Source organism: Halobacillus sp. AWM4_238 (genome assembly GCF_056158265.1).
In genome coordinates this window covers 2797725-2811292 of the sequence record NZ_JBSWSY010000002.1, presented here as the reverse complement: position 1 = coordinate 2811292, position 13568 = coordinate 2797725, and the positions used below count along the sequence as shown (strand labels likewise).

Annotated in this window: 15 protein-coding genes and 1 riboswitch; of the genes, 7 read left to right on the top strand and 8 right to left on the bottom strand. The window is 43.1% G+C overall.

Translation table 11 applies throughout. The annotated features are described in order from the left end of the window. Window positions 1-67 precede the first annotated feature (67 nt). Window positions 68-1984, top strand: coding sequence for an LTA synthase family protein (locus ACXACN_RS14015; protein ID WP_474965283.1), 1917 nt, complete (start codon window positions 68-70; stop codon window positions 1982-1984). A 189-nt stretch (window positions 1985-2173) separates the two neighbouring features. On the opposite strand, the gene ACXACN_RS14010 is transcribed toward ACXACN_RS14015, so the two are convergent. From ACXACN_RS14010 to ACXACN_RS13980, 7 genes are all read right to left on the bottom strand, one after another. Beyond that, the gene (locus ACXACN_RS14010) at window positions 2174-2950 is read right to left on the bottom strand and encodes a sulfite exporter TauE/SafE family protein (protein WP_474965281.1); all 777 of its coding nucleotides are present in this window, start codon (window positions 2948-2950) and stop codon (window positions 2174-2176) included. Between the two features lie 79 nt (window positions 2951-3029). Further along, a complete protein-coding gene (locus ACXACN_RS14005) occupies window positions 3030-3260 on the bottom strand; it encodes a sulfurtransferase TusA family protein (protein ID WP_474965279.1) in 231 nt (76 codons plus the stop codon). Between the two features lie 67 nt (window positions 3261-3327). Next, complete coding sequence (locus ACXACN_RS14000) at window positions 3328-4458, bottom strand: MBL fold metallo-hydrolase (RefSeq protein WP_474965277.1); 1131 nt, start codon at window positions 4456-4458, stop codon at window positions 3328-3330. Window positions 4459-4502: 44 nt separating this feature from the next. Next, complete coding sequence (locus tag ACXACN_RS13995; RefSeq protein ID WP_474965275.1) at window positions 4503-5066, bottom strand: sulfurtransferase TusA family protein; 564 nt, start codon at window positions 5064-5066, stop codon at window positions 4503-4505. Between the two features lie 44 nt (window positions 5067-5110). Further along, entirely contained in the window at window positions 5111-5407 is a 297-nt protein-coding gene (locus tag ACXACN_RS13990) for a rhodanese-like domain-containing protein (protein ID WP_474965273.1), read from the bottom strand. A 17-nt stretch (window positions 5408-5424) separates the two neighbouring features. Next, window positions 5425-5904, bottom strand: a complete 480-nt coding sequence (locus ACXACN_RS13985; protein ID WP_474965271.1) for a DsrE/DsrF/DrsH-like family protein — start codon at window positions 5902-5904, stop codon at window positions 5425-5427. 61 nt (window positions 5905-5965) lie between these two features. Next, complete coding sequence (locus tag ACXACN_RS13980; RefSeq protein WP_474965269.1) at window positions 5966-6223, bottom strand: metal-sensitive transcriptional regulator; 258 nt, start codon at window positions 6221-6223, stop codon at window positions 5966-5968. 153 nt (window positions 6224-6376) lie between these two features. Here ACXACN_RS13980 and ACXACN_RS13975 point away from each other — a divergent pair, with 153 nt between their 5' ends. Further along, the gene (locus tag ACXACN_RS13975; RefSeq protein ID WP_474965268.1) at window positions 6377-7090 is read left to right on the top strand and encodes a DUF421 domain-containing protein; all 714 of its coding nucleotides are present in this window, start codon (window positions 6377-6379) and stop codon (window positions 7088-7090) included. A 61-nt stretch (window positions 7091-7151) separates the two neighbouring features. Here the strand turns inward: ACXACN_RS13975 and ACXACN_RS13970 are convergent, their stop codons facing one another. Then, window positions 7152-7535: a DUF302 domain-containing protein gene (locus tag ACXACN_RS13970; RefSeq protein ID WP_474965266.1), complete on the bottom strand. Its 384-nt coding sequence runs from the start codon at window positions 7533-7535 to the stop codon at window positions 7152-7154. A gap of 458 nt (window positions 7536-7993) precedes the next feature. Beyond that, window positions 7994-8113, top strand: a riboswitch (SAM riboswitch). An 81-nt stretch (window positions 8114-8194) separates the two neighbouring features. Between ACXACN_RS13970 and ACXACN_RS13965 the strand changes: the two genes are divergently transcribed. From ACXACN_RS13965 to ACXACN_RS13945, 5 genes are all read left to right on the top strand, one after another. Continuing rightward, the gene (locus ACXACN_RS13965; protein WP_474965264.1) at window positions 8195-9223 is read left to right on the top strand and encodes a methionine ABC transporter ATP-binding protein; all 1029 of its coding nucleotides are present in this window, start codon (window positions 8195-8197) and stop codon (window positions 9221-9223) included. Next, window positions 9213-9875: a methionine ABC transporter permease gene (locus tag ACXACN_RS13960; RefSeq protein WP_474965263.1), complete on the top strand. Its 663-nt coding sequence runs from the start codon at window positions 9213-9215 to the stop codon at window positions 9873-9875. Before ACXACN_RS13965 ends, ACXACN_RS13960 begins: the two co-directional genes overlap by 11 nt. A 12-nt stretch (window positions 9876-9887) precedes the next feature. Then, the gene (locus ACXACN_RS13955) at window positions 9888-10724 is read left to right on the top strand and encodes a MetQ/NlpA family ABC transporter substrate-binding protein (RefSeq protein WP_474965261.1); all 837 of its coding nucleotides are present in this window, start codon (window positions 9888-9890) and stop codon (window positions 10722-10724) included. Between the two features lie 16 nt (window positions 10725-10740). Then, on the top strand, window positions 10741-11928 hold the full coding sequence (locus ACXACN_RS13950) for a M20 family metallopeptidase (protein ID WP_474965260.1): 1188 nt from the start codon (window positions 10741-10743) through the stop codon (window positions 11926-11928). 93 nt (window positions 11929-12021) lie between these two features. Continuing rightward, window positions 12022-12762, top strand: a complete 741-nt coding sequence (locus ACXACN_RS13945) for a Cof-type HAD-IIB family hydrolase (RefSeq protein ID WP_474965258.1) — start codon at window positions 12022-12024, stop codon at window positions 12760-12762. The last annotated feature ends 806 nt before the right edge of the window (window positions 12763-13568 follow it).

Genomic DNA, 13568 nt, shown 5'->3' with positions numbered 1-13568 from the left:
TAAGTGGTACAAAAAAGATTTGAGATGAGGTAAAATAGGGTAATGTAAAATTAACGGAGGTTTTACAATGTTTACAAATAATAAATATATAAATAAAAAAACGGGTTTAAGACTATTAATCTACCTATTCGTTATTGGACTTTTTTGGTTAAAAATGAACTATATACAAACAAGCATCTTTTCGTTGAATGTAGAGAATTCGAATGAAGCAAACATTCTGGCATTCAATCCACTGAGCAGTATTTTTCTCATCTTCGGATTGGGTATTTTACTTGCCGGACGTCGGGGAATGTTCGTTTCCTATATCTTAGGTTCGATTCTTTTATACGTAAATGTTCTCTTTTACAGAGAATACAATGATTTTATAACGATCCCGATGTTAAACCAGGTAGCAAACCTCGCGGACCTCGGAGGCAGTATCACCACGATTATAAGTCCTGTTGATGCCTTGCTGTTTGTCGATGTTCTTATTGCGGCTTTTCTATTATTCTACTTGAAACCTTCACGCTTCCAGGCCTTCAAGCCAAAGCGCAGGGAAGGGATTGTTCTTGCTATCGTCGCTGTTCCATTGTTTATGATTAACTTGCAGTGGGCTGAGCAAGAGAGAACGGATCTTTTGGAGAGAACGTTCGACCGTAACATGCTCGTGAAGTATATCGGTGTCATCAATTACCATGTCTATGATGTGGTGTTGCAAGGGAAGACCGAAATGAAAAAGACACTGGCAGACAGTAACGAACTTGTACCGGTCATCAACTACTTGAACGAAAGTAAATCTAAAGACAGCGATCGTTTAGAAGGTGTTGCAGAAGGTAAAAACGTCATTATGCTTTCACTTGAAAGTACACAGACATTCGTTGTCGACAATACGTTACACGGTCAAGAGTTGACCCCATATTTCAACGATTTGAAAGAAGAAGGCATTTACTTTGATAACTTCTATCACCAAGTCAAGCAGGGACGTACGTCAGACTCTGAGTTTTTACTCGCGAACTCCATGTACCCTTTGAATCGCGGAGCTGTTTTCTTCACGCATTCATCGAATGAATATGAAGGACTCCCAGGGTTGCTTGGAGATAATGGTTATTTTACCAACTCTATGCACGCGAATGACAAAACATTCTGGAACCGAAATGTCATGTATGACTCTCTTGGCTATGACGAATTCTTCTCTAAGGAAGATTATACGGTCACACCGGAGAAATCTCATGGTTGGGGTTACTTGGATGAATATTTCTTCGAAGATTCGTTGAACATGATGAAAGAAATGGATCAACCATTCTATTCGAAGATGATTACATTGACCAACCACTATCCTTTCACACTTCCTGAAGAGCAGAAGCTCATTGAAGAAGGGGAAACGGGGAGTGGCACGTTAAACCGTTACTTCCAAACGATCCGTTATCAGGATGAGGCATTGAAGAAATTCGTTGAAGACTTCAAGAATTCAGAGCTTTATGAGGATACCATTTTAGTCATTTATGGTGATCACTTCGGAATTTCTGAAAATCACCAAAAAGCGATGGGCGAGTATTTGGATAAAGAAATCAATGACTACGAGCAATTCCAATTGCAGCGTGTACCGATGTTGATTTACGGCCAAGGCATTGACGCTGAGAAAAACCATACCGTTGGTGGTCAAGTCGACCTTCGTCCAACATTGACGAACTTGTTAGGCATTGAAGACGATAATCCAATCCAATTCGGGCATGACCTTCTGGATGAAGATCGTCGTCAATTGATGATTACTCGTGATGGTAACTTTGCAAGCGAAGAATATGTCGGTATTCAAGGGACTTGCTATGATCGTGAGACAGGGGAAAAGCTAGAAGCAGACCTTTGTAATGAAGGGTTTGAAAAGGCTCAAGAGGAATTGGAGATGTCTGATTCCATAATCTATGGTGACTTGCTGCGTTACCTAGATGAAACCGAGATGGTTCAAAGCGAGAGCAATGAGCCGAATCAAAATAAGCAAGAAAAATAATGACAGCCCTCTCTCCTTTAGAAGGAGAGAGGGCTTTTTTTGTTCTGATCTACAGTTTATAAAGATAACCAATGAATAGTGTATTTGATCCAGTTCGCTTTCTTTTATTATGGGGCAAGTATAAAAAATAAATGACATACCAAAAGAGCAGAGACTCTATATAGTTCTGCTCCTTTGGTATACCTCGTATTAAAAGATATCCATCCATACTTTGATTGTCGTCCCTAAAATTAATAAGGCAAGGATGGTCTGAAGGATCTTTGTGTTTACTTTCTTTCCTGCCATTGCGCCCAGAGGTGCAGCCATTAAGCTTGCCACTACCATAATCGCTGCAGGGAAATATTCGACCTGGCCTGTGGTCACTTTTCCGACGGTCGCTCCGATGGAAGAAATCAATGTAATGGCAAGAGAAGAGGCAATAGTCATTCTTGTCGGAATTTTAAGCACAACAAGCATGATTGGTACCAATAAGAAAGCCCCAGCAGCACCGACAATCCCTGCTCCGATTCCTACAATTAATGCAAGTAGGGCAGCTAAGGGTTTATTAAAGGTGACCCCCTCCAAAGGTTTGTCATCAATGCCTTTTTTCGGCACGAACATCATAACTGTCGCAATGAGAGCAAGGATGCCGTAAACGATGTTGATGCCGTCTTCAGCCATGAACCTTGATCCATAACCACCGATGAAGCTGCCGATCAAAATACTGACACCCATATATAAAATGAGCGATTTGTTCAGGTAACCTCCTTTACGATAGGCCCATACACCACCAATCGTTGCGAAAAAGACCTGAACGGCACTGATGCCGGATACTTCATGGGCGGTGAAGGCTGTAAAACCAACAAGCGGCGGAATATAAAGCAGCATCGGATATTTGATGATAGAACCACCAATGCCGAGCATTCCGGATATATATGAACCTATGAAGCCGATGAGAAAAATCGTGATAATTAATCCGAATTCCATAGTCCGTTGACCTCCTATAAAAAAGGGAACCGTCACAGGTTCCCTTTATTCCATAATGGTTCAATCAGGTGTTCCCTGATTATTCTCCCTTTTTAATCCAGAACTTGAATACACCGCTGTCTTCTTCTGTTTGTAGAAGTTCGTGACCACCGGACTTCGCCCATGCGGTCAAGTCTGCTTTTGCCCCTTGGTCTGTTGCATGAATTTCAAGTACTTCTCCTGCTTCAATGTCTTTCATTGCTTTCTTTGTTTTCACGATTGGCATTGGGCAAGCTAGTCCTGTTGCATCAAGTGTTTTTGTTACGTTCATAATTGAATACCTCCAAATGTTTATTAATTAATAGTAGGGGAGCCTGGGTTCCCAGGCTTATGAGTTTTTACCTTACAGCACAACGGTTCGGACCGATTTCCATTTCACGCTGTTCTTCATTGTCTGGGCTGATTTTACCCATATTTGTTTTACGGATCTCTTGATAAGCGTTTGGTTGAGGTGGCAGATTCTCTGTCACCATTTTTCTGAACTCATCTTGATCATCAATGTTCAAACCATGGTTCTTTTCAAAAAGGGTCCCTAGTTTTTCAGCGACGGTACCGTCTTCGTTCAACTCATCCATGATCATGAAGTGAGCAGGAAGGACGATCAGTTGGTCAGAAAGCTCTTTATAACGTGTATAAAGGGTTTCTCTTAAATCCATCACCCAGTCATCGGCTTTGCCGGCAAGGTCCGGTCGTCCGATAGAGTCGATAAACAGGATGTCGCCTGTCATCAGATATTGATCATCCACGACGAAAGAAGTAGATCCTTTCGTGTGGCCAGGAGAATACAACGCATGAATATCAATGTTTGTATCTCCTACCGTGACATGGTCTCCATCACGAAGTGGTTGGTAATGGAATGTCACATCACCCGCATCTTCTGGGGGCAACCAGTACGTGGCACCTGTTTGTTCTGCAATCTTACGTCCACCAGAAATGTGATCGGCGTGCAAGTGCGTATCAAAGACGTTCGTGATTTTAACATCCAATTCTTTAGCAAAATCAACATACACATCTGTCATTCTGGTAGAGTCGATGATCGCTGCTTCTCCGTTAGATACGACCATGTAGGAAAGGCAGCCTTTACCGATACGTACGAACTGATAAAGCTCGCCGCCATCTTTCAGGTCATTGACTTTGACCGGCTCCAAGTGCTCACTCCAGGCTTTCATTCCGCCTTCTACGGAGTAAACATTTTCGAATCCTTCTTCCACAAGCATTTCAGCAACCATTTGGGATGAGCCGCCTTTGGCACAAACGACAGCAATCTCTTTATCTTTGGGCAGCTGATCTACGATTTCTTCGACACCATCAAGGAGATCGAAATAAGGAACGTTCAAATAAGAGAAGTTTTTGCCTTCGATTTTCCAGTCTTGGTATGCATCTTCTGTTCGTACATCAAGAAGGAATAGCTCTTCATTATTCAACACTTTATTCGTAATTTCTTTTACCGTCATGTTTTTAACCGTCATCTTATTACCTCCTGGGGTATTAGTTTTTATAAAAAAATATAGAATTAAAGCTTCGTAGTTTTGCCATTCCAGCCACTCATGCCTGGAACGACATTGTAAACATTCTCAAAACCTTTTTCCGTAAGCTTCTGAGCAGCGAGGTCACTGCGGCTTCCTGTACGGCAAACGATATAAACATTCTTCGTACGATCCAGTTCATCTGCACGTTCATCAAGTTCTCCAAGTGGAATAGACGTTGCTTCAGGGATATGATCAAAGGCATACTCTGCCGATTCGCGCACGTCTAATACTAGGACGTCATTGTTACTGCGAAGAGCATCCAATTCTTCGTTGTTTACGACATTAGGATGTTTTTTCTCTTGTTCTTCTTCATTGCTGGATTTGCGGACATAGTGCTTGAGTACGTCTCCCTCTTCAATCGTACCCAAGTACTGATGGCCTGCACTTTTCGCCCAAGCTTCAAGGTCTGCTTTAGACCCTTTGTCTGTGGCTTGAATTTCAAGGACTTGACCAGCTTCGATGTCCTTCATTGTTTTCTTCGTCTTCACAATAGGCATAGGACAAGCTAATCCTTTGGCATCTAACGTAAGATCTGTTTTCAATTCCATTCTTACATTCCTCCTCTACCCTTTAAGGTATATCGTTCAATTATTTATTTTGTAGGACCTTCCCAGCTCATCATGCCGCCTTCCATGTTCGTCACATCGAATCCTTTGTCTTCAAGGATTTGGGAAGCACGGCCACTGCGACCGCCAGAACGGCAAACCATAATATAAGATTTATCCTTATCCAATTCATCTGCACGCTCTTCGACAGTACCTAGAGCGATGTGTTTGGCACCAGGAATCATTCCTTCTGCTACTTCTTCATCTTCACGGACATCGATAATGTTTAGTTCTTTACCTTCAGATCGTTGTTGTTCCACTTCTTTTGCTGTCATTGTTTTCATTATTGATTCCTCCTTAATTAGATAAACAGGTTAACATTGCCGTTTTCTGCATCTGCAAGGTATGCAGCAACACCTGCGTATTGAATGTCATCTAGTAATTCTTCCTTTTGCAAGCCTAAAAGGTCCATGGTCATTGTACATGCGACCAAATTGACTTCTTGTTCTTGAGCCATTTCTATAAGATCTGGCAATGGCATCGCATTGTGTTTTTTTATGACATCTTTAATCATCTTAGGACCGAATCCTGCAAAGTTCATTTTGGAAATGCCCATCTTATCTGCTCCACGCGGCATCATTTTGCCAAACATTTTTTCCATGAACCCTTTCTTCACTTGGATGTTTTCATCCTTTCGAAGGGCGTTCAGTCCCCAAAATGTGTGGAAAATCGTTACTTCGTGATCGTAAGCGGCTGCCCCGTTTGCGATGATATAGGCAGCCATTGCCTTATCATAATCCCCGCTGAATAAGATAATATTCGTCTTTTTTGTTTCAGACATGTTTCATCCTCCTTGTTTAATATAGATATACGCGTATGGGTATATTAGATTGTAAAAAAATTTATCTGCTTTTGACAAGCAGTTGAACGGCTTCGTTGATTGAAGCTTCTTTGTTTTTTTGATCTTCAGCTTCCTGGATGCACTCCACAAGGTTGGAGCTAACCACGAGCCCGATCGCACGGTCAATCGCACTTCTGGAAGCGGAAAGCTGCGTAATGACATCTTTACAGTCTTTGTTTTCTTCCATCATTTTCAAAACGCCTCGTAACTGACCTTCTAGACGTTTCACTCTGTTCTTCATTGCGTTGTTGTATTCCATCGAATTGACCTCCCTTGTGAAGTTATTTTCTGTCGCTGTTGAACAGTACATGACTAATCATATACCCCGTTAGGTATATTGTCAACACCCCGGTACGTATTTTTTTGGATAAGGGATCATACCCCGTGTAAAGATAAGGGAGAGGTGAAGAACATGGATATGTGGATGGAAACACTTAAAGTGATTGGAAGGATCATGACCATCTTGCCATTACTCCTGGGAGTAGGGTTATTTATGGGAAAAAGATCAATTGGAGAATTACCTGTATTCGACTTTTTGGTAGTGCTTGTTCTTGGTTCTGTTGTAGGGGCGGATATTGCTGACCCTAAGATTGATCATGTACATACCGTGACGGCTATTGTTTTCATTGCTCTCTTACAAAAATTCATCGTAACGTTAAAATTACGAAACAGGAAAGTAGGGAAACTCCTGACTTTTGAGCCGACGATCGTTATTTTCGAGGGGGAAATGATTGAAGAGAACATCTCCCGCATTCAATATTCTCTTGATAATATTACACACATGCTCAGAGAGCAAAATGTATTTGAAATCAATAATGTTGAACTTGGCATCATTGAACCGAACGGCCAACTGTCCATTAAACTGAAAAATGCCAAAGAAGCCGTAACCCGAGAAGATATGGGGTTCCCATATAGGGGTGGGGGTTATGACATCCCCCTTATTCTGGATGGACAAATGCAACAAGATCTTTTAGCTCGCGCAGGTCGGGACATGGATTGGTTACGTACCAAGCTGGGTACCCATGATGTCTCGGAGGTGTTTTATGGTGCGCTTACCAGCCAGGGTGAGTTTTACTTTTCATTAAAAGGAAAAAAAGCAGAGTCTTTACCTCCTATTGAACATTGATATTTTTTGATAATGAGATTTAAAAGAAAAGAGCCGCTAAAATAGCAGCTCTTTCATTTGGTTATACACTTTGATCCATACAAACCTTCAAACGTTCTTCAATGTCACTTGCCATCTCTTGAATGTTTTCATCCTCAACCATTTGAGTAAGAGAAGTCGGCTTAGGCATACCGATTTTTGTTTTGTTTCCTTCTACATAGATAACCATTTTACAAGGGAGGAAATAACCAGCCAATACGTTTTCATTTAACACGCGTTGCGCTTCTACAGGGTTACAAACTTCCAAGACTTTAAATTCTTTTTCAAATTCCAATCCTTTTTCATGAAGCTTATCTTTGATGTCAAAGGTCCATAACACCCCGAACTTTGCTTCTTTGAGATTAGCCTCAAGACTCTCAATCGCTTCATACATCCCTTTGTCCGTTTCCACCGTATAGTGAAACATGAAATACCTCCTTGGTAATTAGTTCTCCTTATCTATACCCATTAAGGTATTAGGGTAATCTCTCAAATAATTATATTTCACTAAATCTCCCGTTTGTGTAAGACTCCGTTTCGATATGTTTGGGTGAGTTTAGGGGCTCCGGGAAACTGTTCGCTTTCCATGGGGCGGGCGGTGAGCCTCCTCAGGCTACGCCTTCCGGGGTCCCACCTGTCCCACACGTCCCATAGGAGGCTCACCGCGCTCCCGCGGAAAGCGAGCTATTCCCCGCAGCCCCCATCCACTCAAAAAAACATCTCGAAATCGAGTCTTAAAGAATCCTGCCATATTGCTTAATAACTATAGGGAAGAAATAGCGTAGTCCTACTATGAAAAATTCGGAAAGTTTAGTGAATTAAATTGACAAAGCTTTTTTGCTGTATTATGATTGGCAACATCAATAAAAAAGCAAATGACTTTTCTTCTTATCTAGAGAGGTGGAGGGACTGGCCCTACGAAACCTCGGCAGCGGAACTGATCCGTCGAAACGATCAGAAACTGTGCCAACTCCAGCATGTGCGGATGCATGTGAAAGATGAGAAGAGACGGTATCTCATACATATTGAGAGCCCCTCTTCTTATTTTTTAGAAGAGGGGCTCTTTTTGCGTCTAGGAGGGACAGAATGATTCAATTCGAAGATGTTTCGAAGGTTTATCAGCACAATGGGAGCGACTTGCGTGCTGTGGATCAAGTGGACTTGACTGTACATAAGGGAGAAATTTTTGGTGTGATCGGCTTTAGTGGAGCTGGTAAGAGTACCCTGATCCGTTTGGTCAATTTACTCGAACGCCCCACAGAGGGAAGGGTGCTGGTCAATGGTGAGGATTTGACGCAGCTTTCAAAACCAGACTTAAGACAAGTAAGGAAGCGGATTGGGATGATCTTTCAACATTTTAACTTGCTTGAATCAAAGACGGTTCACCATAATGTGGCTTTCCCACTTTCTTTATCAGGGACACCGAAAAAAGAAATCGATCGAAGAGTAGCAGAAATTCTCGAATTTGTCGGATTGTCCGATAAAGCGAAACAGTATCCGGAAGAGTTATCCGGAGGGCAGAAGCAAAGGGTGGGAATCGCCAGAGCTTTAGCAACTTCTCCTGAAATTTTGCTTTGTGATGAAGCAACATCAGCCCTTGATCCTGAAACGACGAAGTCAATTCTGAAGCTATTGCGGAAGGTACGCGATGAATATGGCATAACGATTTTGATGATTACACATGAAATGAATGTGGTCCGTGAAGTGTGTGACCGCATTGCTGTAATGGAAAGTGGACGGGTTATTGAAAAAGGATCGATCTTTGATTTGTTTTCCAGTCCTCAACATCCAACCACGAAAAACTTTGTGAAGACCGTGATGGAAAATGACATCCCCGCTTCAATACTAAATGGAATCGAGGAAAGGGGTTCTTCAAGGCATATTTATCGTGTGACTTTTGTTGATGAAAGTGCCGGAGAACCCGTTCTATCTCAAGTGTCTAAAAGATTTGATGTGGAAGTTAACGTACTGTTTGGACAAATTACGGAGCTTCAAGGAATACCGTTCGGTCATCTCGTTGTGGAACTTCAGGGGCCGGACCAAGAAATCTTACGAGTGATTAACCATATTCAACAAAGAGTATCTGTACAGGAGGTGACTTCCCATGCAGGTTAACTTAATGGAATTTTGGCCAAGAATTTGGGAGGCGACGTATCAAACCATTTTGATGGTTGGAATCTCATTATTGGCAGCTACTTTAATCGGTTTACCGTTAGGGATCATCCTAGTCGTTACGAGGCAGGGAGGTTTGTTAGAAAACAAAACGCTTTTCGGTTCCTTCAGCTCGGTCGTTAACTTTTTCCGTTCCATTCCTTTCATCATTCTGCTCGTGGCCATTTTGCCATTTACGAGGTTAATTGTTGGTTCGTCTATAGGTACAGCAGCAGCCGTTGTACCGTTGGTTATTTTCTCAGCCCCTTATATTGCTAGGTTAGTAGAAAGTAGTTTACTTGAAGTGAAGCCAGGCGTGATCGAGGCGGCTGAAGCAATGGGTGCAACCCCGTGGCAGATTATTCGTCGTGTTTACATACCTGAAGCGTTAAGCTCCATCGTTCTTAATTTGACGATTGCAACCATTGGCCTTGTCGGCGCTTCCGCCATGGCTGGATTTGTCGGCGGGGGAGGACTTGGGGATCTTGCTATCTCTTATGGGTATCAACGTTTTGAAACGGACATTATGATTGCCACCGTATTATTGCTTGTACTCATTGTGCAAATCACACAAACGATTGGAAATTTCACATCTAAAAAGATTCGTAGACAATAGGAGGTTTTAATTATGAAAAAATGGATCGTTACACTAAGTATTTTACTGACTGTTGGGATTTTGCTTGCCGGTTGTTCGAACGAAAGTGGAGCAGCTTCTGAAGAAACGAAGAAAGTCAAAGTTGGATTGAATGGGTCTGGCGTGCCGATTTGGGAGAAAATCAAAGAAAAAGCCGCAAATGAGAATATTGAAATTGAACTCGTTGAATTCGCCGATTATGTACGACCGAATATGGCTCTTGCGGATGGAGATATTGATTTGAACGCTTTCCAAACCGTTTCTTATTTTGATTCATTCATTAAGGAACATAACCTGGATCTTGCTCCTATTGGTACGACCTTGATTGCGCCGATGGGTATTTATTCTGATCAATACGAAGATGTCAGTGAAATCCCTGACGGAAGCTCCATCGCATTACCGAAAGAAGCGACAAACATGGGGCGTGCGTTGCTCCTTCTCCAAGAGTCAGGCTTAATTGGTCTCCCTGATGACTTTGATGGAAATGGGGATTTGAGCAAGATTGAAGAAAACCCTAAAAATTTGACTTTCGAACCGATTGTTGCAGCTCAGACGCCGCGTGTTCTTCCTGATGTAGCAGCATCGATCATCAATAATGGTGTCGCTGTGGAAGCAGGATTTGTACCTGTAGAGGATGCGATTGCGATTGAAGATGAGACAGCACAACCTTACATTAACATCATTGCTGCTCGTGCAGATGAAACAGATAATGAAACATATCAAAAAATTGTGGAGATTTATCAGCAAGAAGATGTAGCCCAACATATCGAAGAAGTTTATAACCAATCGCTGATTCCGACGTTTGTTCCATTAAAAGAAATTGGTTGGTAAAGGAGCTTTCACTCGTATGAGTATAGAATTATATCAGTCCCTGGAGGACACCCTCTTAGCAAATATAAAGAAACAACAACCGACGTATATAGAAACCAGTCACCTTATTCACTCAAACCCGGAAGTGGGGAATGAAGAATACTATGCTTCTCAACAGCTCCAAACGCTTCTTGAAGCAGCGGGTTTTGATGTGGATGCAGAAATCCCTGAACATCCAACGGCATTCAAGGCAAGGAAATCCTCCGGAAAACCTGGTCCGAAAATCGGTTACCTGGCAGAATATGATGCTCTGCCAGGGCTGGGCCACGCGTGTGGACATAATATCATCGGTACGGCTTCTGTAGCTGCAGCCATTGCTTTAAGTGAAATCCTTCCTCAAACAGGAGGGGAAATTATTGTACTCGGTACACCAGCAGAAGAAGGAGGACCAAACGGCAGTGCGAAAGGAACGTTTGTCAGGCATGGTCTTGTCCAAGAATTGGATGCGTGCATGATGGTCCATCCGCTGGGGCGGACATCTGGTTCCGCTCCTACACTTGCCGTCGATCCCGTTGACTTTGAATTCTTCGGAAAAACAGCTCATGCAGCCAGTAATCCTGAAGACGGAATCAATGCGCTGGACGCTGTCATTCAGCTGTACAATGGATTGAATGCTTTGAGACAGCATGTCACCGATGATGTCCGTATCCATGGTGTAATTTTAGATGGAGGCGACGCACCGAACATTGTTCCTCAATACGCGAGAGCGAGGTTTTATTTACGAGCTGCTACAAGGGAAAAATGTGATGATCTGACGAAAAAAGCAGAAAAGATCGCAAAAGGTGCAGCGGAAATGACAGGAGCTACTTATAAGATGATCCGCATTCAGAATGGGGTCGACAATTTCAAAGTGACTCCGCTGTTCGACCGAGTCTTCCAAGAAAAAATCACATCTCTTGGGGAAAGTTATTTTGAAGACAGGAAGGGACTAGGGTCAACGGATGCGGGCAACATAAGCCAAGTCATCCCTACCATCCACCCTTATATAAAAATGGGTCCAGAGAGCCTTGTTGCCCATACAGATGAATTCAGAGAAGCGGCCAAATCAAAACAAGGAGATGAAGCTCTCATCAAAGGAGCGACAGCACTTGCTCAAACAGGTTTGGAATTATTGACAGACGAACAATTGTTAAAAGAAATCCAAGAAGAATATGCTAGACTCTAACCAAAAGCCAGACCATTAAAGGTCTGGCTTATCGATTGTGTATGGGGGTTCCATATATTAAAATGGGTACATTAGAGAGAGGACGTGAATCACATGACAAAAGACATCAAATTGATTGCTCTAGACTTAGATGGAACAACTGTTAATCATGAAGGCGAAGTATCCGAGGCTAATAAAGCAGCTATTAAAAAAGCCAAGGAAAAAGGGATCCACGTTGTATTGAGTACTGGAAGGTCTCTATCGCGGTGCCGTAAAATCGCTGAAGACCTCGGACGCTCTTCCTATATTGTGACCATCAATGGGGGAGAGATTTATGATCATGAATTTAACCTCGTCGAACAAAATCGACTTGAAGATAAACATGTGGAGCGTCTTTGGGAATTGAAAAAAGAGCACGGCCTTTATTTTTGGTCCTCCACCGTGCAAGGCTTGTACAACAGCCAAAATCCATTCGATCAAGAAATTGTAGACTATGACTGGTTGAAGTTTGGTTTTGATATTGAAGATGACGAAGTAAGACAAGTCATTCTCGATGAAGTCAATGCGAATGAGGACTTGGAAGTAACCAACTCCAGCCCTACAAACATTGAAATCAACCCAGCGGGTGTAAACAAAGCAGCTGCTCTTTTGAAAGTCTGCCAGTGGCTTGATCTAGAAATGGAACAAGTGATGGCGGTTGGAGACAGCATGAATGATATTGCGATGATTCGCGAAGCGGGCTTCGGTGTCGCCATGGGTAACGCCCAGGAGCCAGTGAAAAAGGAAGCAGATTTTGTTACAGCTTCCAACAAAGAAGACGGCGTTGCCTTTGCTATCGAAAAAGTCATAGACTAACCCCAAAAACCAGCCCATACCAGGCTGGTTTTTTTACATCCATTGTCCCCTAAAGCTCCCTTTTCTTGAAGACAAGTTTCGAGACGTTTGTTGAGTGGATGGGGGCTGCGGGGGATAGCTCGCTTTCCGCGGGAGCGCGGTGAGCCTCCTCGGACTGCGTCCTGCGGGGTCTCACCAAGCACTTTTTTCCCTCTTAGATATCCGGTTTCGGCGCCTAGCGGCTAGTGAGACTTCCCTCGCTTCTGTACGATAAGTCAACATCGAATCACTCCGTTCTTCGTGTTTCCTTTATCTCCGCCAGCTCAGTCCAGTCCATACGCCGCTGACCAAGGCGCCTCCACACTTAAGATAGGAGTCTCGCCATTCCCCTCCGCCCCTCTGCCATATAAGTATCTTGAAACTACTTGCAGAATTAGGCACTTTATACGTATTAGGAGCAATAGCACAAAACCTCCATCGTACGGACAGAGCTCATAACTTCTTGTTATAGAGCGCTTTCTTACAATAGGTAGTGATGGTGGAAGATGCTCCTTCCTGGTGGAGGGGTTCGTTTCTCCTAACTATAAAAGGGGTGGTTGGGAAGCTGCGAGACTCCCGTGGGAGAAAGGAGATCGGCGAGATCCCTTAGTGCGGCAGACCGCCCGAGGAAGCTCGCCACTACCTCACAGGAAAGTGTTCAAATGCGGAATCGCCCTGGTAGACACGACTGGCATAAGCAGAACAGCAACGGAATGTGCCCTTTCATTCCTTTGCTGTTCTGCTTATGACGCGAGTGTCTGGGCGATGGAGCTAGACGAGTAGCTTCC